The following is a 23079-nucleotide window of genomic DNA, read 5'->3' as shown; positions in this document are numbered from 1 at the left end:
ATAGAGTACCCTGACCGCTGAAATGTCCAAGTCTATCCTTACTTCTTACTGCTACCTTCTTTTTTCACATCTTCCAGAGACTTAGTGAAATCCTCTCCAAGCCATTTAATGCTCAGCTTCGACAACGTACCGTCGTCCTTCACTTCCTGAATGGCTTTGTCCAGGTCATCCGCCAATCCTTGCTCATTTTTGTTCAGTACATACAGTACATCCGATTGAGTCAAAGGATCACCAACGGTTTTCAGAGCTACTTCTCCTTTTTCATCGGTGTTAAAACGGTTCGCAAAGTCTGTCGTAACGGTAGCATCTATACGGCCGCTCGTAATTTGTTGCACCGTATCATTGGCTGCACCACTCGTATAAACGATATTCAGGGCATCTCCGTGGGTTTTGTTATACTCTTTCAGCACATACGCCGCATTACTGGTTGGGCTGGTGAGTACCTTTTTCCCTTTCAAATCATCAATTGAATGAATGGTATTGTTATCCTTCGCTACAGCGACTCTGTTCAGAAAAATGCTATACGGATTTTTGTTGAACAGATACTTGGCTTCGCGCTCCGGGTTTTTTTCCATTTGATGCGATACCAGATCAATCTTGCCGGCATCGAGACTTAGCAGCAAATTTCCAAAGTCCATCGTTTTGAATTCAAATTCGTATTGAGGCAGGCGCTTGTCCAGCTCCTTAATCAGCTCCACATCAAAACCTGTTAAGTTTCCGTTTTCGTCAATAAAGCATACATTTTTGAATTGAGTACCTGTGCCTACGATAATTTTCTTCACGTCTCCGCTTGAACCTGATGCGCTAGACGCGTTATCTGAGGAACCGCAGCCTGCCAACACCAGGATGATTGCCATAACAGACAATATTGCAAACCACTTTTTCATATGAATCCCCCTCATCTCTTTGTATATCAGCAGTTTGCGACATACATGGTAGCTACAACATCCAATAATTTATAATTCCTATAAGCTTAATCGGTTTTAGGATGTGATTAATTTAACACCTGGAAAACTATACGTCAATCCACCAAGCTATAGAATATTCCTATAACAAAACAGCACCCCGGAAACCTTCTGTCAGTGCATCTGCAAAATCCGAGGTCACTGCACAGTCTTCTTTGGTCGCTATTATGCTAATCTGCATAGACACCCCAGCTACCTCTGGAACATGGATACGGAATAGTTTCTGATCTTTCACTTCACGGTTCACACAGACATCCGGCAAAAAGGCAATACCCGCTTCTTCCAATACCAGCTTTTTGGCCGTGACCACATTGTCTACCTGAAAAGCAATGTCCGGTGGCTGCTCCAGTGATTCAAAAGCGCGATGAATCCTCATCCAATCTAGTGATCCGCATTCGAAAAATACCAGTGTTTCACGTTGAATATCCTGTATGCTTGCCTTTCCTGTTTTCATAAACGGATGGCCGTCGTATACATACAGGGAAATCGGATCTTCATAAAAAGCAAGCGTACGGATAGCCGGATGCATCACTTTACGGACAAAACTAATGTCTACCTCACGGTTCAACAGTTTATGTACCAGTTGATCCGTCGTAGCCGTCACAATTTTGTAGTTAACCTCTGGATAACGGGCACGAAGCTGCTTTAATATTTCAGGAATGATGTAGTTCGACACCGATATCGTGCAGCCAATTCGAATTTGCTGAGGGGCTTTCTTACGCTGTTGGAGCTTTTGCTTCCCTTTTTGCAGCACCTGAAGCATCTGCTCCGCATAAGGAAGAAACTTTCGTCCATCCTCCGTCAGAACCGTTTGCTTGCTTTGGCGGTCGAACAGCTTGCATTCTAGCTCGCGCTCTAGCGTCTGAATCCGTGCTGTAACGGAGGGCTGGGACAAGAACAAGGCTTCTGCCGCCTTGTTAAAGCTCCCATAATGATTCACGTATACAAAGGCTTCCATATTCTCGATATTCATACGCAAGTCCCCCAGTAAGTTTTATATACATTTATCCAATATGTTAACTTGGTTTTTTTGTATCATAAAACTCACTGAACGACCTGTCAATGGAAATATTGAAAATATCTATAATTTTAATAGCTCATTTAGTTCTTTAACAGAACGTTCCAACCGTGCAACCAATTCTTCGGACAACCCGTATGCTCCATCTGGCAGACGTTCGACCCACTGATCCACTGCGTACACCCCGCCAAGAATATGTCTTCCGCCCAGTGCATTAATAACCGGCTTCAAGGCATAGTCAATGACCAGCAGGTGAGCCAGCGTACCTCCGATAAATAAAGGCAAGACAGGTTTCCCTCTTAGCCCCTCCTGCGGAACCAAATCCAGGAATATTTTCAATAGTCCTGAATAGGACGCCTTATAGACTGGAGAAGCCACAATAACGGCATCCGCTGCTGCAATCAGCGCAAGTGATGCTGTGACGTCGGGGCTGTTAAAGTTAGCCGTGACCAGATCCTCCGCCGGCAAGTCAACCACATTCAGTAATGTAACCTCCGCTCCAGCCTGCTGCAACTGCTCCGTTGTATAGTTAATCAAGCCGTATAAACGGGATTGTGTAGACGGACTGCCTGATAGGATGACAACCTTGGACATATTTTTTCCTCCTTCTGTTATGCGTCAACCTTCACTTTGGATTTGGCTGCTGTATAGCGGTTCTCAGGAATAGGCACGCCCAGGTTTTCACGCAGTGTGCTAAATTCATAATCCTGACGGTAAATACCGCGTTCCTGCAAAATAGGCACAACCAGATTTACGAAGTCATGCAGACCCGATGGTACATCAGAACCAATGATGAATCCGTCTGCTCCTTTTCTTTCAAACCACTCCTGCACTCGATCCGCCACCTGCTCAGCGGTTCCGATAAAAGAGGTTCTCGGCGTAGCTGAACGCAACGCAACCTCGCGTAAGGTCAAGTTTTGTTCCTTGGCTACTCGTTTGATTTTATCTGTACCGCTGCGGAACGCATTGCTGCCAATACCATCAAGCTCAGGGAATGGCTCATCCAGCGGATATTGTGAGAAATCATGATGATCGAAGAAACGTCCCAAATATTTTAACGCAGCCTCAATCGTCACCAGATTAGTGATCTCTTCATACTTACGTTCCGCTTCCTCCGTCGTGCTGCCAATAATCGGCGATATGCCCGGCAAAATGACAATATCCTCTTCGGATCTACCATAGCGTACCGCACGTTCTTTCACATCACGATAAAACTGCTGCGCTTCCTCTAACGTTTCATGTCCTGTAAATACAGCATCCGCTTCCTTGGCGGCCAGGTTTTTGCCATCCTCCGAGGAACCTGCCTGAAAAATAACCGGCTGTCCCTGCTTGGATCGTCCAATGTTCAGTGGACCCTGCACAGAGAAAAACTCACCTTTATGGTTCAATGTATGCAGCTTTTCAGGATCAAAGAATACGCCGGCCTCCTTATCACGAACGAACGCATCCTCTTCCCACGAGTCCCACAGTCCTTTGGTAACCTGTAAATATTCCTCTGCAATTTTATAGCGCTGCGGATGCGACGGGTGCTCGCCTTTGCTAAAGTTAAGGGCAGAGCCTTCCAGCGGAGAAGTTACCACATTCCAGCCTGCACGACCTCCGCTAATATGATCAATGGAAGAAAACTGGCGTGCTACCGTGAACGGTTCGCTATAGGAAGTCGACAGTGTGCCGACCAGTCCGATATGCTTCGTCACCCCAGCCAAAGCGGACAGAATCGTAATTGGTTCAAAACGGTTCAGAAAGTGGGGAATAGATTTTTCGTTAATGAACAGGCCATCTGCGATAAATACGAGGTCAAACTTTCCTTCCTCTGCCTTTTGCGCCTGCGTTTTATAAAATTCAAAGTTAACACTCGCATCCGCAGGTACTTCAGGGTGACGCCAAGTCGTCATGCTTCCCCCAACACCGTGAATAATCGCACCAAATTTAATTTGTCTATTCTTAGCCATAACTCTTCCACCTCTCTTGAACATAATTGTTATCCTACGGCTATCATTTTTTTAGGGCAGCTAGGCTGCTAATGGTTTGTAGGGCAGTCTCCGCTACTTATTTTGTATAGGCAGCGGAGTAACTGATCCTTTTCCTATTGGCCTATACTACTTGATTGTAACTTTCCAGCACTTTACCCAACTCTTCCAGATCCGGGTTGAGCAGTGCTTCATATTTATTATCCCCGCCTACCTCGACGACAGGGACATAACGAATACCATATTTGGTCTCCAGCACGTCACGCAGCGCATCATTTCCGTCCACTTGGATATTTTCATACGGCTGATTTTGGGATTCCAGGTACGATTTGATCTCTCCACAAAAATGACAGCCGGTTTTACTCCACAATACAACTTTAGGTTTGGACGACATATACATACCTCCGTGAGCTTAATGTTTATAATCCCGATGAATTAAATAAGAATTATATCTATAATGTATCCTCCCCCCTCCTTTCCGTCAATCGCTTGTGCAATAGACAATGATAATTCATCGATAGAAAATTTTAATTATATATTGTATTTCATCGCTTATTGGCAGCTTGGTTATTTAAATTTAGGGGAATTGGAGTTTAAATGTGCCTTGACGCGGATATCCTTGGAATAGTAGCGTCCTTGTGGCGAAATGAAATGAGGTTGAGCAAATGCAGGATTGGGCCGAGGTTGCTATACGCACATTAATGGCTGTCGCTATATTATTTTTAATCACCAAAATTCTTGGAAAACGTCAGGTATCCCAGCTTTCCTTGTTCGAATATATAACAGGAATCACGATAGGTAACCTGGCTGCTACCATTCCTATGGAGCGTGAATCCACCTGGTATCTAGGCCTCATAGCCTTGTCAGTATGGGTACTGACAACACTTGGCATTGAATATTTGCAAATTAAAAGCAAGAAAATCAGAGATATAACAGATGGAAGGACAACAATTCTGATCAAAGACGGCAAAATTTTAGAGGATAATCTGAGAAAAGAACGGCTCACCCTGGATGAACTCATGGAGCAGCTTCGTAGCAAAAATGTATTCAAAGTATCTGACGTGGAATTTGCTCTTATGGAAACCAGTGGCGAAGTCAATGTGCTGTTAACCAAAGACAAGCAGCCTGTGACACTTAAAGATCTGAATATGCAGCAATTACCGGAGAAGGAACCAACAGCAGTCATTATGGATGGACAACTTATGGAGCAACAAATGGCATATATGGGGATCACTCAACAATGGCTGGATGCCAAGCTAAAGGAAAAGAGTTTAACAGTCAAAGATGTGTTTTTCGCGCAGGTGGATCCGCAAGGAGAACTGTACATTGACCAATATAGTGACAATGTACAGCTAAACAAGGTGCAGGATTCGAATCAAACCGTGCTGACTTTGCTGGAACAATGCACAACGGAGTTGCAAAAACTCGCATCTGGTTCCAGTGAGCAACAAAGAAAACAGCTATATGAGCAATGCTCACAAAGCTTGAAAGAAGCTATACAGGAGATGAAGCCGGTAAATACATCTAAGTCCTGAGCACATACGCATATGCCATAAGAGTATAAGTATGGGAACTAAAAAGGAGCGTCCTTCAGCCGTTTGTGGCTTTGAAGACGCTCCTTTTTAAATTACTGTGCCGTTGTACATTTCACAGTTGCTGCTGCCTTTCATTACTTTCTGGTGCAGCGGCAGCATAACTGTAAATACCGTTCCTTCTCCCACCTTGCTGGATACAGAGATAGAGCCGGTATGCATCTCTGTTATTTTATAAGCAATGGAAAGTCCCAAGCCACTGCCTCCAGCAGTTCGGGCCCGTGACTGGTCTGCTTTATAAAAACGTTCAAAAATGCGCTGCTGATCCTGTTCGTTGATGCCCTGTCCCGTATCCGCAATGCAGATAACCGCCTGATCACCGTTACTTGAAAGAGAAACAGATATGCTTCCACCCTGTGGTGTAAATTTAATGGCATTGTGAAGAAGATTCACCCAAACCTGGCCCATCAGATCCTCGTCCGCGTTGACCTCAACTATATCCACCTCAACAGTCATCTCGATTTTTTTAGCCTCCCATTGCGGTTCGCAGGCGAGAATAAGCGAAATCAGCTGCTTGTCCAGCCGATAAAGGGACGGACGAAACGGATGCCGCTCCGAATCCAGAATCGCCAGCTTCATGAGATTATCGCTTAGCTTGGATAGACGAATACACTCCGTCTCGATGATCGTCAAATACCGGTCTCGCTGCTCACGATCCAGTTTCTCATCCTTCAGCGCCTTGGCGAATCCGATTATCGAGGTCAGTGGTGAGCCGATTTCATGGGATACGTTCGAAATAAACTCCTCCCGCAGTTTTTCCATAGCCTTCAGATTTGCAGCCATATCATTGATACTGTCCACCAACTGTACATAAGGATGCGGCCTCCGATGTTTTCCGTTCCGCCCGCCGAGGTCCCAATCCAGATTAATGTGAAAGTCTCCTTGCGAAATACGTTTTAAAGCATCGATCATTTCGGTAAAAGCGTGCTGCTCTCTAGGCTGGATGAAGCGTCTTACCGTCATACTGATAATACCGAAGAAGAAAAAGCCAAGCGTCGCATTAATAAGAAAGACGAACAAATCATGAAAAGCCCATGACATGCGCGAATAGATCGCCGCCGTAATAAAGTACGCGGCAGTCCAGCTAAGATACAGCACCAATAACACCAGCATGAGTCTCGCAAGGATATGGAGGAATCCCGGTTCCCGCTTCATTGCCTTACCTCCAGCCGATAACCCAATCCTCGGATCGTACTGATCCGGAAAGAGTGCCTTGCCTCCGGAAATCGTTCCCGAAGGCGCTTGATATGGACATCAACTGTTCTTTCGTCTCCCTCATAATCATAACCCCAGATCTGTTCGATCAACTGGTCGCGGGTAAAGGTTTTGCCAGGATAGCTGGCCAGCTTGAAGAGCAGCTCAAACTCCTTGAGCGGCAGGGTAATCTCCTTCTCTCCAGCCCGACACTCAAATGTATCGCTGCGCAGGACAAGATCTCCGACAGTCACTGATTTTGAAGCCATGATACGATAACGTTTTAATAAAGCCTTCACGCGTGCGACAAGCACCATGGGGTCGAATGGCTTAACAAGATAGTCGTCCGTTCCGAGCGCGAAGCCTTTCACGATCTGTGACGTCTCGCCTTTGGCTGTAAGCATAAGCAGCGGCAGGTCGGTCTGCTCTCGCAGCTTACGGCACAGCTCCCAACCATCCATTCCCGGCATCATGATATCAAGAACAAGCAAATCGACCTTGATTTGATCAAAAATGCGCATCGCGTCCAAACCATCCACCGCCTCGACTACCTCCAGACCTTCCATTCTCAAAAAGTGTCCGACCAGTTCACGAATATGCGGATCATCATCAACGACTAATACACACGTCATTTCAATCCCCCCTAACTAACTCTGCCTTAAATCTCTCGTCCTCGTCAAGAAGACCGCCATCTTATGCTTTACGCATATAAGCACGCACCGTAAGCGGCGCGAAGATCGCCACAATGACTGTAGCGCCAAGCAGTGAGATCGCCAGTTCCTCGCCAATCGTTCCCGTATTCGCAAGCTCCCTGACTGCGTTCACAAGATGTGAAATCGGGTTGACGTTTACAAACCACTGTAGCCAACCAGGCATTGTGTCCACAGGCACAAATGCATTGGAAACAAAAGTGAGCGGAAACAGAACAATCATGGAGATGCCTTGTACACTGGAAGCAGTGCGGGCAATCACGCCAAAGAAGGCGAAAATCCAGCTGAATGCCCAGGAACACACGATGACCAAAAGCGCAGCGATAGCGACACTCAGCAGTCCTCCCTCTGGCCGATACCCCAAAATATACCCCATGGCGAAGGTAAGTACAGTCGCAATAGTATACCGGATACTGTCAGCCAGCAGAGCTCCAGCCAAAGGCGCAATGCGTGCGATTGGGAGTGACTTGAACCTGTCGAACACTCCTTTGTCCATATCCTCACGTAGTTGGACGCCGGTAACGACGGAGGTCGAGATCACCGTCTGCACGAGGATGCCTGGAATAATAACCGGCAAATAATGCTGCACGTCTCCTGAGATGGCGCCACCAAAGATATAGGTAAACATAAGGGTGAAAATGATTGGCTGGAGCGTGACATCAAACAATTGCTCGGGAGTATGCCGGATCTTCAGAATGCCCCGGTAGGCCATCGTCATGGAATTGAAAAACGCCTGCCTGAAACTCACAGACTTCTTCAATGTGCGATCAGAACCTGTTATAACAGTAGTACTCTTCATGCTCTCGCCCCCTCCACAGCATGTGCTCCTTGGGACGTCTGCTGTCTGTTTACTTGTGCCCCATGACCAGTGATGGACAAAAACACCTCGTCGAGCGTCGGCTTCTGCACACTCATCTCTGCTAGACGAATCTCTCCGGTACGGAGGGCGATCAGCAGGTCCGTTACCCGATCTGCGTTGGCCATCGGAGAGATAATCTTTCCAGCTTCCACTGACACGCTGGACTTAACTGAAAGCACCTGTTCAACGATCTGAACAGCTCTCTCGATGTCCTGTTGATTTTGCACTTTGAGTTGCAGAGTCGACGCCCCCACTGCCGCTTTCAGTTCATCCACCGTACCCTCAGCGACTACCCGGCCATGATCGATCACCGCGATTCGATCAGCAAGTTGATCCGCCTCGTCGAGGTACTGGGTTGTAAGCAGTACGGTGGAACCGGTCTTGACCAAACTCCGGATCGTGTCCCACATCTGGACACGCGTGCGCGGGTCTAGTCCAGTAGTCGGCTCATCCAGGAAAATCAGTGGCGGCTTGGCAATGAGACTTGCGGCCAAATCCAGTCGACGGCGCATACCTCCGGAGAAATGCTTTAGCGGTCGTTTGGCCGCTTCGGCCAAGCCAAATTCCTCCAGCAGCTCCGCTGCCTTATGACGCGCCTCGGCACGTCCCAGTCCAAGCAGTCTGGAGAAGATGATCAGGTTCTCGGTAGCGCTAAGCGACTCATCGACCGATGCATACTGGCCTGTCACCCCGATCAACTGACGCACAACCTGCGGCTCCTTTACTGCATCGTGCCCGAAGATACGGGCTGATCCCCCATCGGGCCGCAATAACGTTGACAGCATTCGGATGGTAGTCGTTTTGCCTGCTCCATTAGGACCAAGCACACCGTAGATCGTGCCAGCACGCACGTTCAAGTCGACACCGTCAACCGCCTGCTTGTCACCAAAAGCTTTTACGAGTCCCCTTGCTTCAATGGCCAAGGTCTCTTTTCTGTCTGTATAATCCACATTCATATCCTCCCTGTACGGTTTCTATAGAGAGGATAACCCACGTTTATGAACTGAATATGAATAGAACCGTTTACGTTTTCCAAAATGGTCGACGATGCCTTTCTGACAGAGAAGCCAAAGAAGTCCTCATATGGGACCTCTTTGGCTTCAACTTATGGATATCCTTTTAATGGAATAATGGAATTAAACCTTTATTTCCAGATTTGGCTTCATGCTAAGCACTAACTTTGATATTGAACCTATTTACACTGTAAAAAAATAATCTCGTTCTACCTTGCTCACTCTTAACCCAAATGTTTTATACCACTCGGATTTCCCTTTTTCCTGCGCTACCTTGTGCAGCTCGTTATGTTTCCAATTTTTTATAGCGTCCAGAGACTCCCAATAGGAAACTGTAATGCCTACTCCATTGTGGTCACGAACACTTTCCACACCTAGAAAACCAGGCTGTTGGGCAGCCAGTTCCACCATTTTGTCTCCCATCACTCCATAACCGCCATCTCCTTCCGTACGTTCAGAAGTAAAGATAGCTGCATAATAGGGCGGCCGAGGAGTTTTAGCAATTGAGTTCATATGTTCCTCCTAAAATAAAATTAAATAACCTTTCTTTAATTTGATTATAATCATAAATATTAAATAAAAAAAATGAATATATCTAATATGATGCATGAATATATTTCATAAAAAAATAGGAGTGAACACGAATTTGTTTAAATATAAGATTTTTCTTTGCGTAGTTGAAATGGGAAGTTTCACAAAGGCCGGGGAAGTTTTAAATCTTACACAATCAGCAATCAGCCATGCGATCTCTGGGTTGGAACATGAACTAGGGCTGACTCTTCTGATCCGAGGTCGTTCAGGCATCAGATTGACCAATAACGGGGAAAGATTAATGAAGCGATTTAGAGAGATTGTACAAATGGACGAAAAGCTTTACCAAGAGGTAGCTTTAATTAAAGGATTGGAAATCGGAACCGTGAAGATCGGTACATTTTCAAGCGTCTCTATTCATTGGCTGCCTCGTATTCTAAAAAAATTCAATGAGCAGTTTCCTCTTATTGAAGTAAAACTGCTCGATGGGAACTACCATGAAATTGAGAGCTGGATAGTCAGTGGGGAAGCTGATTTCGGCTTTGTGAACCTACCCACGTTAGACACATTAGAGGCGTTGCCATTAAAAGAAGAAAGCATGCTTTGTCTACTTCCTTCCGATCATATTCTTGGAAAGCAAGCCTCAATTCGAGTAGAACAGCTCAGAGATGAGCCTTTCATTATGCCTGTTGCAGGCTGTGACACCGATGTAAGAAATATTTTTCCACAGCATAATATGTCACCTAAAATCAAATATGAATTAGAAGATGACCATGCGATTATGGCTATGGTGCAGAATGGCCTAGGCGTGAGTATTCTTCCTGAAATGATCCTGTCTCACATTCCTTACGACATCTCTATTCGACCTTTGGACGAAAGGCATTCCCGTACTATCGGTATCGCTACCGCTTCCTTAAAAAATGTTTCTCCAGCAGCTAAAAAATGTATGGACTTTATTACTGAATGGATCAACTAGCTTCAGCATGTCGACCAAGGAAGCGGATTCTCAAAACTGGACCAGTCCATATTCATTTCGTTATCGTTCAGTAGACATTCATCTAGCTCTTCTTCCAAGTCTGGTCGATTCATTCCGATACCTATCATGACGATTTCGTTCATGCGGTCGCCCCATTGTTCATCCCAATGGTCCAGAGCCTCAGGGTCGGCTGCGACGATCTCCTGCCGTTCTTCTTCAGATAACGCAGCAAGCCAGCTTCCCGCAGGGCCAAATTGAATAGATGGTCCTGCCTGACTAATACTCGCTGCCCAATCCTGCGGGGTGGCAATCCAGGCCAAACCTTTGGCGCGAACGACCTCCTCCGGCCAGTAGTTCATAAATTCAGCCAATCTTGCAGGATGAAATGGCCTTCTACGGCGATATACAAAGGAATTGATCCCATATTCGTCCGCTTCCGGTGTATGGCTTTCAAGCTCCAGCTCACGAATCCATCCAGCGGATTGACTAGCCTTGTCAAAATTGAACAACCCTGTATTCAAAATGTCCGAAGGAGCGACCTTTCCCTTGGAAGTACGAATGATTCGGGCTTCAGGCTGTAATCTCCGCAGTACACCCTCCAGCTTGTCCAGCTCCGCAGGCTGAACCAGATCGCACTTATTCAGAATCAATACATCACAGGTTTCAATCTGGTCAATCAGCAAGTCCGAGATATCACGCGTGTCGTCTTCACCAGTAGCCTGCCTGCGATCCAGTAGCGTTTCTCCTGATTCAAAATCATGCCAGAAACGATTCGCATCAACTACGGTCACCATGCAATCCAGTTTTGCCAGCGATGCCAAATCAATGCCAGTTCCTTCATCAACGTATGTAAAAGTTTGAGCGATTGGCACGGGTTCACTGATGCCTGTAGATTCGATTAAAATATAATCAAAACCGCCTTGTTCCGTCAGCTTCTTGACCTCCAGCAATAAATCTTCACGCAATGTGCAGCAAATACAACCATTAGACAACTCGACCAGTTTTTCTTCTGTTCTGGACAAGCCGCCCTCTTTTTTAACCAGCTCAGCATCTATATTCACTTCACTCATGTCATTGACGATGACTGCTACTTTCATTCCGTCCCGATTGTTTAATACATGATTCAGAATCGTTGTTTTTCCTGCACCCAAATATCCGCTCAACACTGTTACCGGTATTGCTTTCTTATTCATCGTCGTTACGCTCCCTTGAATATTGGCTTTTCATTTTCATTCTTTTTAAATCGTAACAATTACTATTAATATTAACTTTCAGTAATATACAGCATCCCTTTTACCTTGTCAACTGTAAGAAACTCTTGAATTGAATGATCTAAAGTTATTAATATGAGAAATAACGATACTTAAAGAATTAGGTGAATGCTATGCGCTCAATCTGGTTAGGTGTGTTGGCGGCTTTCTTTTTTGCTTTTACATTTGTTCTGAACCGGTCTATGGAGCTGTCTGGCGGGAGCTGGATCTGGAGTGCTTCATTGCGATACCTGTTTATGGTTCCTATTCTAGTCGTCATTGTGATGACCCAACAAAAGCTTAAGCCTCTTTGGAAAGTCATGAAGGAACAACCAGGAACGTGGTTGTGGTGGAGCTTCATCGGATTTGGCTTATTTTATGCTCCGTTATGCTTCGCATCGGCTTATTCACCAGGGTGGTTGATCGCGGGAACCTGGCAAATTACCATCATTTCTGGTTCTTTGCTTGTCCCTTTATTTGCTGAGGTTGTCCAAACGGAGAACGGCCCTGTCAAAATACGAGGAAAAATCCCCCTCCAGGGACTGTTGATGTCTCTCGTTATTTTAATCGGCATTATTGTTATGCAAGTCGAACAGTCGCAATCCATTTCTACCCAAGATTTTTTATTCGGTATTCTGCCTGTCATACTCGCCTCATTCGCTTATCCATTAGGTAATCGTAAAATGATGGAAGTCTGTGCGGGACGATTGGATGCCTATCAACGTGTGCTCGGGATGACATTAGCCAGCTTGCCCTTCTGGTTATTGCTTTCCTTATATGGAGTTTTCAGCGCGGGAATGCCGAGTAAGGATCAGACGATACAGTCTGCCTTGGTGGCTGTGTTTTCAGGGGTGATCGCTACGGTTTTATTTTTTAAAGCTACAGATCAGGTTCGTGAAAATATGCAAAAGCTGGCGACCGTAGAAGCAACACAATCTCTGGAAGTTCTTTTTGCATTAATGGGAGAATTAATCTTTTTGTCTATCCCCATGCCGTCTCTTTTATCATGGATGGGTATGTTCATCGTCATCCTCGGCATGATTCTGCACAGTTATGCAACACATCATAAGAAAACCAATCAGCAAATCATATCTAAAAAGATAGATCCCATTTAGCGCATATTTATTCTTGTCACGGTCGTTCAAGTGTGGATCAGGCACCAGAAAAAAAGCAGCAGATCAAAGAGGAAGCTCCTGATCTGCTGCTTTTTGCCGATTATTTCTCACAAAAAATGATGTTTTATTACGAGTACGAAGTATTATTACCAAGCGTAGGCTTCTGGCGCAGGTTTTCCCGGACCGGGGAAAATCTCATTCAGCTTGGCAAGCACATCTTCGCTCAATTTGACCTCAGGTACCCGTAGAGCATCCTCTAACTGTTCTAAGGTCCGTGGTCCGATAATTGGAGCCGTTACGGCCGGATGGGACAGTACCCAAGCCAGTGCAATCACGTCTTCTTTTTCACCCAGCTCGCGGGACAATGCTGCAAATTGCTCCAGCTTCGCACGATTCTGCTCCACCTTTTCTTTGGCGCGTGCGCTGCGAGAACCAGTACCTGCTAACGCATTCCGTCCCAACAGTCCGCCGGCCAGTGGGCTCCATGGGATCACACCCAGACCCAGCTCTTGAGCTGCTGGTAATACTTCAAGCTCGGCGGAACGTTCGTTCAGGTTGTACAAATGCTGCTCGGATACAAGCCCCAGAAAACGCCGTGCCTTCGCTTCTGCCTGCGCCACCGCAATATGCCAGCCTGCAAAATTACTGGAACCAATATAATCAACTTGTCCCCGATCCACCACGGACTCAAATACGCCCCACAGTTCATCCCATGACACATTTCGGTCAATGTGATGCATTTGATATAGCTCTACATGGTCGGTTTGAAGACGTTTCAGCGACGCATCCAAATGACGGCGAATTTTGTAAGCAGACAAGCCTGATCCTGCATTGGGTCCGTCATGTTCATTTTTCATGTCTCCGTATACCTTCGTTGCCAACACGACCTTCTCGCGTCTTCCGCCGCCCTGCTGGAACCAACGTCCGATAATTTCCTCTGTCCAACCTTTACGATCATGGCCATATACATTAGCCGTATCAAAAAAGTTAATGCCCGCATCCAGTGCGGCATCCATAATTTTAAACGCATCCTTTTCTTCGGTTTCCGGTCCGAAATTCATCGTCCCCAGACATAACCGACTAACCTTCAAGCCTGACTTTCCTAAGTATGAATACTCCATACTGCTTCCCGCCTTTGCCTAAGGATTTTAAAATTCCGCAAAATTACATGCCAAAAAAGACCATACTCCGTTTATTCACCAGAAAAAACCACATTGAAACAACCCCAAATGCAATTTAAGGTTGGATAGCGCATGCAAAAAAGCCCCACGCACCGCCGAAGCAGCAAGCGCGAGGCATCTCCTACCATACTACCTACTCCATATGAAAAAATAGTGACTTTACGGCGGTTGCAGCGGAGCGGAGGATTTGAATCTGGAGAAGCGGAGCGTTCGCCTTTGCCATGGGCTTCTTACCTTGTCATGTCCTAATCCAATCCAAAGAATCCCGTGGCAACAGCGATCGTAAGATCAAATCCTTCGCGGAGCGGCTCACTTCAGCCACCGTAACTTATTCTTTTTTTACAATCAAGGAATCAATTTCGTTTCTTTTGCTCGCTCGGCCATTTTTTTCGTATGCTTGCTGAGCGGCTTCTTAAACACCAATCCAAACAGGAAGCAAACACCAATAAATACAAACAGCATCACCACATCTCGTATCACCGTTGAAGGCAACATCCCTCCTACTGTCTCTCGTAACAGACTAACCGCATAAGTGAATGGTACGAACGGATTCAGCGCCTGAAAAAACGGTGTACTCGTCGCAATCGGGAATGTCCCTCCTGAACTGGAGAATTGAAGCACCAGCAGGATGACTGCCAGTCCCTTGCCGATATTGCCGAACACAGAAACTAGTGTATAGGTCATCGCCGTAAACACCAGACTGATCAGCATAGACGATAGTACAAAAGCTACTTTGGCATCCACATACGCCCCGAGCAGGAACAAGTCACCGAGAGATACGCTCAGCGCTTGAAAAATGCCAATCGTGGAGAATGTCATAAGCCGTCCGAAATACACTTGGTAGCTTTTAAATTGTCCTTCCGGGTCATCCACATCTACCCTGAACATCGAGACCAGTAGCATCGCACCTACCCAAATCGACAATGTAGTGTAAAAAGGTGACATCGCAGAACCATAGTTGGGAATTGGGTATATCCGCTCCTGCTTCAACGATACCGGACTGCCGAGAAAATCACTTTCCTTTTTCACATCCCCCTTGAGCAATGCAATAGCGCGTCCGAGTGCATTTTCGCCCTTAAGCTTGCGAATTGTGTCTGCAGCCTGACGTATGGAATCCTCGGCAGCTGGAAGATCGGTCCTTACAAAATTGGCTACTTGGTGTACCGCTTTTTCTGCATCAGGAAATTTATTTTCTATTAAGTCAGCCATTTTGACAAACTGTTGTTCCGCTTTAGGCAAATCATTACGCACAAAATCTGCTGCCTGATGAATTTTACTTTTAACCGCTGGCAAATCGTTATTTACAAAGTCTGCCGCTTTGTTCACAGCATTCGTAAACTCGCCCATGCGCCCCTGAATCGTCGTCGCCGCTTCATGCAGTTTTTGACGGTATTGTGGCAGATCCTGCTGGAGACGTGTTAGCTCTTGCTGACCGAATTCTGCTGCAGCCTGTGCGTCATTTAATAGCTTTTCAATATTCGGTAGCTGCTCTTGAGCTGTAGTCAGCACATTGGCAGAATTGCGGGCAACGGATTTGATCTGATCCAGCGCCTTTTGAATGGCGGGTGCATACTCCGTATCATAATTGCCCAAAATGCTGTCAATTCCGCTACTGATTTCTCCTGCAAGGCGATCAGTGTCATCCAGCAGATTTTGCGCAGGCTTTTCGCCGCGCTGAATGGCATCCCCGATGCTAGTTACTGTGCTATTCAGACGACGGAAACGATCCTCTACCCCGCTCACACGGGAAATAAGTGAATCCAGAGGTTGACTTGGCAAGTATCCGTTCACACGGTTCAGCAATTGAGAAATATGATCCAACACTCCCACGGCAGTTGTCAGCCTACCGCTGACACGATTCACCGCAGCTTGTGCTGCTTTAGGATCAAAATCCACACCACGAACAATGTCTGTAATCTGAGAAACTTCATTCGCGATTTGTTGTACCAGTTGTAAGTCTTCTTTAACTACTGTACCAATCGAATCAAGCGCACCCTCGTTTTTGTCCAGAAATTCGAGTAAACCGGTTGTAAAATCCTTGCCTGTGTCCGCTATTTTCTGTACTTCTGGCAGTGCTTTCTGGGCAGCATTAATGACTTTAAGAGCCGTTTGCGTGTCCTCTAGGGCGGTGGCCAGTGCGCTTTCTACCTTGCTGAAATTTTGATCTAGTTCAACAATTCGATCACCGGCCTTTTGAATATCAGGTAGTCTTTTTTGGATATCCAAAATAACAGCGGCTACCTTGTCCAGCTCAGGCATGTTTTTGTCAATTTTGAGCACCAGGTCACCGGCACGGTTAATTTCAGGAATTTTCTCCTTCAATGCAATGATCTTTTGTCCCTGTGCCTTAATTTTGGGCAGATTTTGCTCCAGCTCCAATGCCTGTTTGCCCAACCTATCGATATCTGGTAATCGATTATTAAGTTCCAACACCCGGTTCTCAATGTTACGAATCGTCGGGAGCTCTTCCTCCAGCTTGACTCCGGCTTTCTTCAACTTCGTCAATACCGCCTGGCTGGCAGTTTCTATAAAGTTTTGGCTAATCTGGTTCGTTAGAGAGGTTGCCCCCGAAGATGTAATTTTCGGAGCTACTGCATTAATTTTTTCATTTACGGCGTAATCAATTTCCGGCTTTTGCGGGTTTTCCGTCAGCACACTCGTAATTTTCTCTGAAAAATCTTTCGGGATCAGCAGGCTGGCATAATAATCACCATTCAACACACCTTTTCGTGCTTCCGCTTCATTGACAAAAGTCCAACCCAGCTTCTTGTTATTTTGAAGGTTATGCAAAACCTCATCGCCGATATTAATCTTTTTACCATTCACTTCTGCACCCTGATCTTGGCTGGTTACTGCAATTTTAATCCCAGATGTATTCGCATACGGATCCCACATCGCTTTCAAATTCACCCATGCATAGACAGAAGGCAAAAGAATGATGCCAATGACTAATAAAGTCCCGGTCGATACTTTGAATACATTTCTCCAGTCTGTTAAGTAGATTTGCCATATCTTCCGCAACTTCATCACTCCTTGTATGTACATTAACCTGTCGTCCATTGTTGTATGCACACGTATTGTAAACGATTCGAGCGAATGAAGCCAATCCTGTTACAAAATATGTAAAAAGCGTATGCCTCTTATAGAGATCATACGCTTTTCAATAAAATCATTCTGCTTAATTTCGAACTCCATTCGCGGGCATAGCCTCTAGGGAATATAATGCTCCTTTTTTATTGATTTTTCCCACCACAGTAACCGCGCCTTTTTGGGAGAACGTATACTCGTTATCCTTAATTTTTACGGTATATCCTTTTAGGTTAATTCCGAAAAGAGATTGCACTTTCGACTTCGCGGCTGAAAGAGCCTGAGTTTGGCTGAGCTTTGGCTTAGCGAATGCTTTGACAAAATCCTTTTCCCCCGTCCAATCCATGCCAAGCTCGTTTTTTACGGCCCACACTTTACCAGTTTTCACGCCAATCAACACGTTGTTTAACTCATTATCGTCCCGGAAATTCCAAACGGTATCATTGCCTTCATGCTGACGAAACACATATTCAAACGGATTGCTCGAAGCAATACCAAGTGTTTTAAGCGAACGATTCGCTTTGTTGGACAGTGAAGCTTTAACGTCTTTGAGCGAATACATTATGCTGGCCGTTATTTTATTTCCTTGATCAAGGTCAATGTAGAGACTCTGGTCATGCCCCCATAGCACCCAATAATTTTTGAGTTCTCCTTCGTCATCCGGGGAATATACACGCCAGACAGCATCCGTTTTAAACACTCCATCAGAATCAAATGTTTTCAGGAACGATGCAACCTTGCTGCGTAGATTATTGTCCATAACTTTGTTGAGATCAGCCGCATCATAAATAATGCTGGTGGATTGCACGATTCCCTTTTTGGAATCGTAATTTTGGATGAAATCAGCATTAGCTGTCCCGCTCAAAGTACCGTTTACCGTCCATGAGTCAAAAGCAGTATCAGCGCTTGTAAACTTTATTGTTTGTTTCCCCGCTAATGTGTTCAGCACATCTGTTAAACGCTTAGTGGCGGTTGGGTCCAAGTTAACAGAAGTTTGTGCGTTTTGAGCTATGGCAGCGGCGGGCTGCTGTGCCCATGCAACTGGAGCCGTTCCCAAAAGCATGGATATTGCCGCAACTGTTGCAGTGATAGAATTCCATTTTTTCATGGGGCAATTCCTCCTGATGTCTCAAAAGAGACTTAAAAGAATGGATACATATATTCCTTAGACGTAATACAAAAATAAAAGTTGCTTGCCCCAACTCAAAGAAGCCCTTCGGACCTAATAAATAGGCTCGAAGAGCTTCTTTCTTATGCATCGTTATCCATTCTTCAGCAGTCTGGCCGCCGAAAATGCTGCACCATGACGCAACTTCCGCTTTTCCAACCGTTTGTGCAGCGAACGATTATACAGAACCTGAATGACAAAATACGAGATAATACCCAGCACCACACCGAAAATCGACATGCCGATCAGGATGTGCAAGCCTCCGTGCAGCAAGTCTCTGAATACAGACCAGTTGCCGTGAAACAGCTCCATAAAAGAATGCTCGTGAAGTCGTCCGCCCCTGACATGTACCGGATAATGGGATGGATAAATCCAAGCCCCCACTTGCTTAGCGAATGGCATCAGTACAATTGGCAAAAAGGTTAGCTTACCTACAACGTTACCCACAATGGCCGCAGGCAACGAGCCGCCGGACAGACGAACAATCGGATAAAAAACAAGGTATACCAGAGAAGCCGTGGAAATCACAATCATCTCCAGCGCAAAGCCAATGGCGAAGCCCAAAGAGATCTTTTTAACTCCACCAGGGGCGCGCAATAGCTTGATGAAATTCAGCCGAATCGCACGCCATATATTTTGAAACATATTATATTTCTTCTTCGATTTATGAGGTTTGAGCCTTTTCGGATTGAGCTTTATCAATAGGAGGACTCCTTCAACAGTACTATTCAAGTTCAGGAATGAGTCAATACAGCTCCCATCCTTACTTATGTCTATACTGTCATTATAACCCTCAGCGTTCGAAAAGCAATGTTATTCCGCCTGTTTCGCCGTTTTAGGACAGAATTCGCTTGTTGACATCGTTTTGGAGAGGCACAATGTCCCAAATCTCAGCCGCGTACTGCTGAATCGTACAATCACTAGAAAATTTACCGGAGTGTGCCATATTGACAATAGCACGCCGAGTCCACTCCGAGGGATTCCGATACACTTGTTCAATATGAACCTGTGTATCCACATAGGATGCGAAGTCCTTGAGCACAAAGTATTCATCATTATGATCAATCAGGGATTGATAAATGGCCTCAAATTCCCGTTCATGCCGCGTAAAAGGAGCATCGTTCACGAGTTGATCCAACACTTCACGCAGTCTTTCGTCACTATTGGCTGTTTTGCGCGCCGAATACTGGCCGTCCCGGTAATATGCCTCGATCTGATCCACCTTCAATCCAAAAATGAACATGTTGGCATCCCCTACCATTTCATGCATTTCAACATTGGCTCCGTCCAATGTACCTATTGTGAGCGCACCGTTCATCATAAATTTCATGTTCCCTGTGCCTGAGGCTTCCTTGCCTGCCGTGGAAATCTGCTCACTGACATCCGCCGCAGGAATAATCAGCTCCGCTAGCGAGACCGAATAATTTTCAAGGAAAACGACTTTCAGCTTGTCCTTGACATCTACATCCCGATTGATCGTGTCCGCCACGTTGTTAATAAGCTTGATCGTCTGTTTGGCGAGAAAATAACCGGGGGCGGCTTTGGCTCCAAAAACAAACGTGCGTGGCGTCACATCCAGGCCAGGATTACTTTTAAGCTGACTGTATAAATGCATCACATGCAAAATGTTGAGCAGCTGTCGCTTATAACCATGTAACCGTTTGACCTGTACATCAAAAATGGAGGACGTATCCAGTCGTACTCCCTGTTTTGCAAAAGCATGCTCAGCGAGCCTGACTTTATTATTTCGCTTAATCGCCTGTATCCGTTCTTTGAACGACTCATCCCCACTGTAACGAAGCAGGTCGATGAGCTCCCTTGGACGGGTCCTCCAACGTGTGCCGATGGTCTCATCGTACAAGCTTGCCAGCTCCGGGTTAGCGTGCATCAGCCAGCGGCGATGGGCAATCCCGTTTGTTTTATTATTAAAACGGTCAGGGTACAGCTCGTGAAACGACTTCATCTCTCGTTCCTTTAATATTTGCGTATGCAGCGCAGCCACCCCATTAACGCTGTAGCTGCCGACGATTGCCAAGTGAGCCATACGGATTTGTTCACCGTGAATAATCGCCATTTCACCAATTTTGATGTCCTGGCCTGGGTAACGCTCCAGTAGCATAGCGCAATAACGTTTGTTAATTTCTTCAATGATCAAGGAAATACGAGGTAGCAGCTCCCGTACCATATTGACAGGCCATTGTTCCAGCGCCTCACTTAATATCGTATGATTCGTATATGAAACGGTTCGCGTCGTAATATCCCATGCTTCGTCCCAGCCCAAGCCCTTCACGTCCATCAGAATACGCATCAGTTCCGGTATAACCAGCGTCGGATGTGTATCGTTAATGTGCAGTGCTATTTTATCGGGCAACTGGCTATAAGGTAAACGAAGCTTCTCAAACGTACGCAAAATACTTTGCAATCCGGCCGAGCACAGGAAATACTGCTGCTTCAAGCGAAGCAGCTTCCCCTCATAATTGGAGTCATCCGGATATAGAAATGCCGAGATGGATTCCACCGATCGATTGTAGTCGAGAAAGCGGTAATAACCGCCCTCGCCTCGAATCGGTCCTCGAACGGGATCAAGCGCTGATTCCGCACTCCAAATCCGCAGCGTATTCACCTGCGCATGACCATAGCCCACCAGCGGAATATCGTAAGGGACAGCCCAGACCGTTTCGACATCCTGTGTCTCGAATACAAGACGTCCCTCCTGTTCACGGGTTTCCACTCTTCCCCAAAAATGAACCTCGACCTTTTTGTCAGGACGGCGTTCCTCCCAGACATTCCCTTTCTGTAGCCAGTAATCCGGCAGTTCAACCTGATTGCCGTCCACAATACGCTGTTCAAACAGACCATATTTATATCGGATACCGCAACCATGTCCTGCATAGCCAAGGGATGCCAGCGAGTCCATGAAGCAAGCCGCCAGGCGGCCGAGACCACCATTGCCTAGCCCCGCGTCCGCCTCCTGTTCTTCAATTTCCTCCAGATCCCAGCCCAGTTCACCCAATGCCTGCCGAACCATATCCAGTACGCCCAAATTCAGCAGATTACTGCCCAATAGACGACCTATCAAAAATTCCAGTGAAAAATAATAAATCTGCTTCTCTTGTCCTTCTTTGTAGGCTTGGTTCGTTTCTGCCCAATTCTTGCCGACTTGTTCACGAATCATGCCACCCAAAACCTTATATACGTCTTCCGACTGAGCCTCCTGCATCGGTTTGCCCAGCCTTCCGACCAGTTGCTCTCGAAAAGCCTGCTTAAATGCTTCTTTATTGCTGAACAAAGTTGTACCTCCTGTTATTTCCGTTTTAATGGCTAAGTATATCCTTTAAATTACGCTATTCTTGGCAATGACATAGGGAACTCTAATGTCTCCAATCAGAGTTCGATCTGGTGAAAGCTGTACATCTTTATCTAAAACCACATTCTCCACAACTGCCCCTTTACGGATGACGCATTTTTGCATAATAATCGAGTTGCTTACCCGCGCACCCTCCTCCACCCGTACTCCACGGAAAAGAATACTGTTCTCGACCTTGCCCCCAATGGTGCAGCCATTGGCAACAAGTGAATGATCCACCTCGGCGCTGTGCGTATAACGGGTCGGGGCTTCATACTTGATTTTGGTATGCACCGGCTGATTCTGAAACAGTGCATGATACTGCTCCTGATCCAGCAGCTTCATGCTATTTTTATAGTAGCTCTCTATAGAATTAATGACTGCATGATAACCTTCATAACGATACGCATAAATGCGCAGCCCACTTGGGTTTTTCTGGATGGCATCGCGAAAGAAATGATTATCCTGATGGGCTATGCAATGCTTCACCTGATCCAGATACAAGCCTTTGTCCATCACGAACATTTCCAGATAAATATTATGATGATCCTGCTCCTGATGAATACCAGTCACCCGTCCGTTCTCATCAATCTCCAGTCGTGCACAAGGAGCATGCTCAGATTCGAGCTGGTCTATGGGTTTATATACGAGGGTAACATCTGCATTTTTCTCCCGATGATAACGGTATACATCCTCGATATCAACCTTATTGACATGCTGAGTTCCTGCGTGAACAATGGTTTGCCCCGATGAGCGATGAAAAAAATCCAGATTGTTGTGCACATGCTGCAAATCTCCACGTGATGCATCCGTCGGATCATTCCAGTCCGGTGGCAAAATAAACAACCCGCCCCGTCTGCGGTCTAAATCCCAAGGCCGACCTTCACCCAGATGATCCAGCAGCGAACGGTATTTACGGCGGATAAACAGTGCAATATCATGCACCCCTGCATGCATCATGTTGGATAAGGTAAAATCAATGAGCCGATATCGACTGGCAAAGGGAACTGCGGCCCCGCACCGGAAATAGGTCAACTCCTTCAACTGATCCAGTTCGTGATCCAGGTTGATAACTCCAATGAGTCGGCTCATAGCAGACACCGT

General features: G+C 46.0%; 21 protein-coding genes. 4 read left to right on the top strand and 17 right to left on the bottom strand.

The window, feature by feature from the left end; all coding sequences use genetic code 11:
• Window positions 1-38: 38 nt before the first annotated feature.
• The 5 genes from JOE49_RS16420 to JOE49_RS16400 all read right to left on the bottom strand — a co-directional run bounded on the left by JOE49_RS16420 (window position 39) and on the right by JOE49_RS16400 (window position 4347).
• Window positions 39-887 (bottom strand): transporter substrate-binding domain-containing protein, encoded by an 849-nt coding sequence (locus JOE49_RS16420; protein ID WP_023988354.1) that lies wholly within the window; start codon window positions 885-887, stop codon window positions 39-41.
• Between the two features lie 160 nt (window positions 888-1047).
• Window positions 1048-1938 carry a LysR family transcriptional regulator gene (locus JOE49_RS16415; RefSeq protein WP_013310069.1) on the bottom strand — a complete coding sequence of 297 codons (891 nt, stop codon included), beginning with the start codon at window positions 1936-1938 and terminating at the stop codon, window positions 1048-1050.
• Window positions 1939-2046: 108 nt separating this feature from the next.
• The gene (gene ssuE / locus JOE49_RS16410; RefSeq protein ID WP_029519116.1) at window positions 2047-2577 is read right to left on the bottom strand and encodes an NADPH-dependent FMN reductase; all 531 of its coding nucleotides are present in this window, start codon (window positions 2575-2577) and stop codon (window positions 2047-2049) included.
• Window positions 2578-2594: 17 nt separating this feature from the next.
• Window positions 2595-3935 (bottom strand): LLM class flavin-dependent oxidoreductase, encoded by a 1341-nt coding sequence (locus tag JOE49_RS16405; protein WP_023988352.1) that lies wholly within the window; start codon window positions 3933-3935, stop codon window positions 2595-2597.
• Window positions 3936-4077: 142 nt separating this feature from the next.
• Entirely contained in the window at window positions 4078-4347 is a 270-nt protein-coding gene (locus tag JOE49_RS16400; RefSeq protein ID WP_023988351.1) for a glutaredoxin family protein, read from the bottom strand.
• 271 nt (window positions 4348-4618) lie between these two features.
• On the opposite strand from JOE49_RS16400, the gene JOE49_RS16395 reads away from it, so the two are divergent.
• Window positions 4619-5488 carry a DUF421 domain-containing protein gene (locus tag JOE49_RS16395; protein ID WP_068940750.1) on the top strand — a complete coding sequence of 290 codons (870 nt, stop codon included), beginning with the start codon at window positions 4619-4621 and terminating at the stop codon, window positions 5486-5488.
• Between the two features lie 87 nt (window positions 5489-5575).
• On the opposite strand, the gene JOE49_RS16390 is transcribed toward JOE49_RS16395, so the two are convergent.
• From JOE49_RS16390 to JOE49_RS16370, 5 genes are all read right to left on the bottom strand, one after another.
• Complete coding sequence (locus JOE49_RS16390; protein ID WP_209941931.1) at window positions 5576-6700, bottom strand: sensor histidine kinase; 1125 nt, start codon at window positions 6698-6700, stop codon at window positions 5576-5578.
• On the bottom strand, window positions 6697-7371 hold the full coding sequence (locus JOE49_RS16385) for a response regulator transcription factor (protein WP_023988348.1): 675 nt from the start codon (window positions 7369-7371) through the stop codon (window positions 6697-6699). The genes JOE49_RS16390 and JOE49_RS16385 overlap by 4 nt, the downstream gene beginning before the upstream one ends.
• A 61-nt stretch (window positions 7372-7432) precedes the next feature.
• Window positions 7433-8248: an ABC transporter permease gene (locus tag JOE49_RS16380; protein ID WP_209941922.1), complete on the bottom strand. Its 816-nt coding sequence runs from the start codon at window positions 8246-8248 to the stop codon at window positions 7433-7435.
• Window positions 8245-9264, bottom strand: coding sequence for a daunorubicin/doxorubicin resistance ABC transporter ATP-binding protein DrrA (locus JOE49_RS16375; protein ID WP_023988346.1), 1020 nt, complete (start codon window positions 9262-9264; stop codon window positions 8245-8247). Before JOE49_RS16375 ends, JOE49_RS16380 begins: the two co-directional genes overlap by 4 nt.
• A gap of 240 nt (window positions 9265-9504) precedes the next feature.
• The gene (locus JOE49_RS16370; protein WP_025722950.1) at window positions 9505-9834 is read right to left on the bottom strand and encodes an antibiotic biosynthesis monooxygenase family protein; all 330 of its coding nucleotides are present in this window, start codon (window positions 9832-9834) and stop codon (window positions 9505-9507) included.
• A gap of 94 nt (window positions 9835-9928) precedes the next feature.
• Here JOE49_RS16370 and JOE49_RS16365 point away from each other — a divergent pair, with 94 nt between their 5' ends.
• Window positions 9929-10828 carry a LysR family transcriptional regulator gene (locus JOE49_RS16365; protein WP_209941920.1) on the top strand — a complete coding sequence of 300 codons (900 nt, stop codon included), beginning with the start codon at window positions 9929-9931 and terminating at the stop codon, window positions 10826-10828.
• A gap of 2 nt (window positions 10829-10830) precedes the next feature.
• Here JOE49_RS16365 and JOE49_RS16360 read toward each other — a convergent pair whose 3' ends face one another.
• A complete protein-coding gene (locus JOE49_RS16360; protein WP_209941912.1) occupies window positions 10831-12021 on the bottom strand; it encodes a GTP-binding protein in 1191 nt (396 codons plus the stop codon).
• Between the two features lie 191 nt (window positions 12022-12212).
• On the opposite strand from JOE49_RS16360, the gene JOE49_RS16355 reads away from it, so the two are divergent.
• The gene (locus JOE49_RS16355) at window positions 12213-13193 is read left to right on the top strand and encodes a DMT family transporter (RefSeq protein WP_209941910.1); all 981 of its coding nucleotides are present in this window, start codon (window positions 12213-12215) and stop codon (window positions 13191-13193) included.
• Between the two features lie 146 nt (window positions 13194-13339).
• Here the strand turns inward: JOE49_RS16355 and JOE49_RS16350 are convergent, their stop codons facing one another.
• Window positions 13340-14314: an aldo/keto reductase gene (locus JOE49_RS16350; RefSeq protein ID WP_023988341.1), complete on the bottom strand. Its 975-nt coding sequence runs from the start codon at window positions 14312-14314 to the stop codon at window positions 13340-13342.
• Window positions 14315-14446: 132 nt separating this feature from the next.
• Here JOE49_RS16350 and JOE49_RS16345 point away from each other — a divergent pair, with 132 nt between their 5' ends.
• Complete coding sequence (locus JOE49_RS16345) at window positions 14447-14623, top strand: hypothetical protein (protein ID WP_209941901.1); 177 nt, start codon at window positions 14447-14449, stop codon at window positions 14621-14623.
• Window positions 14624-14719: 96 nt separating this feature from the next.
• On the opposite strand, the gene JOE49_RS16340 is transcribed toward JOE49_RS16345, so the two are convergent.
• The 5 genes from JOE49_RS16340 to glgD all read right to left on the bottom strand — a co-directional run bounded on the left by JOE49_RS16340 (window position 14720) and on the right by glgD (window position 23067).
• Window positions 14720-17395 (bottom strand): YhgE/Pip domain-containing protein, encoded by a 2676-nt coding sequence (locus JOE49_RS16340; protein ID WP_209941899.1) that lies wholly within the window; start codon window positions 17393-17395, stop codon window positions 14720-14722.
• 157 nt (window positions 17396-17552) lie between these two features.
• Entirely contained in the window at window positions 17553-18569 is a 1017-nt protein-coding gene (locus JOE49_RS16335) for a hypothetical protein (RefSeq protein WP_209941891.1), read from the bottom strand.
• 153 nt (window positions 18570-18722) lie between these two features.
• A complete protein-coding gene (locus JOE49_RS16330) occupies window positions 18723-19274 on the bottom strand; it encodes a DUF2062 domain-containing protein (RefSeq protein WP_028542387.1) in 552 nt (183 codons plus the stop codon).
• 190 nt (window positions 19275-19464) lie between these two features.
• A complete protein-coding gene (locus tag JOE49_RS16325; RefSeq protein ID WP_209941889.1) occupies window positions 19465-21918 on the bottom strand; it encodes a glycogen/starch/alpha-glucan phosphorylase in 2454 nt (817 codons plus the stop codon).
• Window positions 21919-21963: 45 nt separating this feature from the next.
• Window positions 21964-23067 carry a glucose-1-phosphate adenylyltransferase subunit GlgD gene (glgD, locus tag JOE49_RS16320; protein WP_023988336.1) on the bottom strand — a complete coding sequence of 368 codons (1104 nt, stop codon included), beginning with the start codon at window positions 23065-23067 and terminating at the stop codon, window positions 21964-21966.
• Between the last annotated feature and the right edge of the window lie 12 nt (window positions 23068-23079).

Source organism: Paenibacillus sp. PvR133 (genome assembly GCF_017833155.1).
Classification (GTDB): Bacteria; Bacillota; Bacilli; order Paenibacillales; family Paenibacillaceae; genus Paenibacillus; species Paenibacillus polymyxa_B.
Note: the sequence above shows the minus strand (reverse complement) of the source record. Positions and strands in the feature narration are given on the sequence as shown.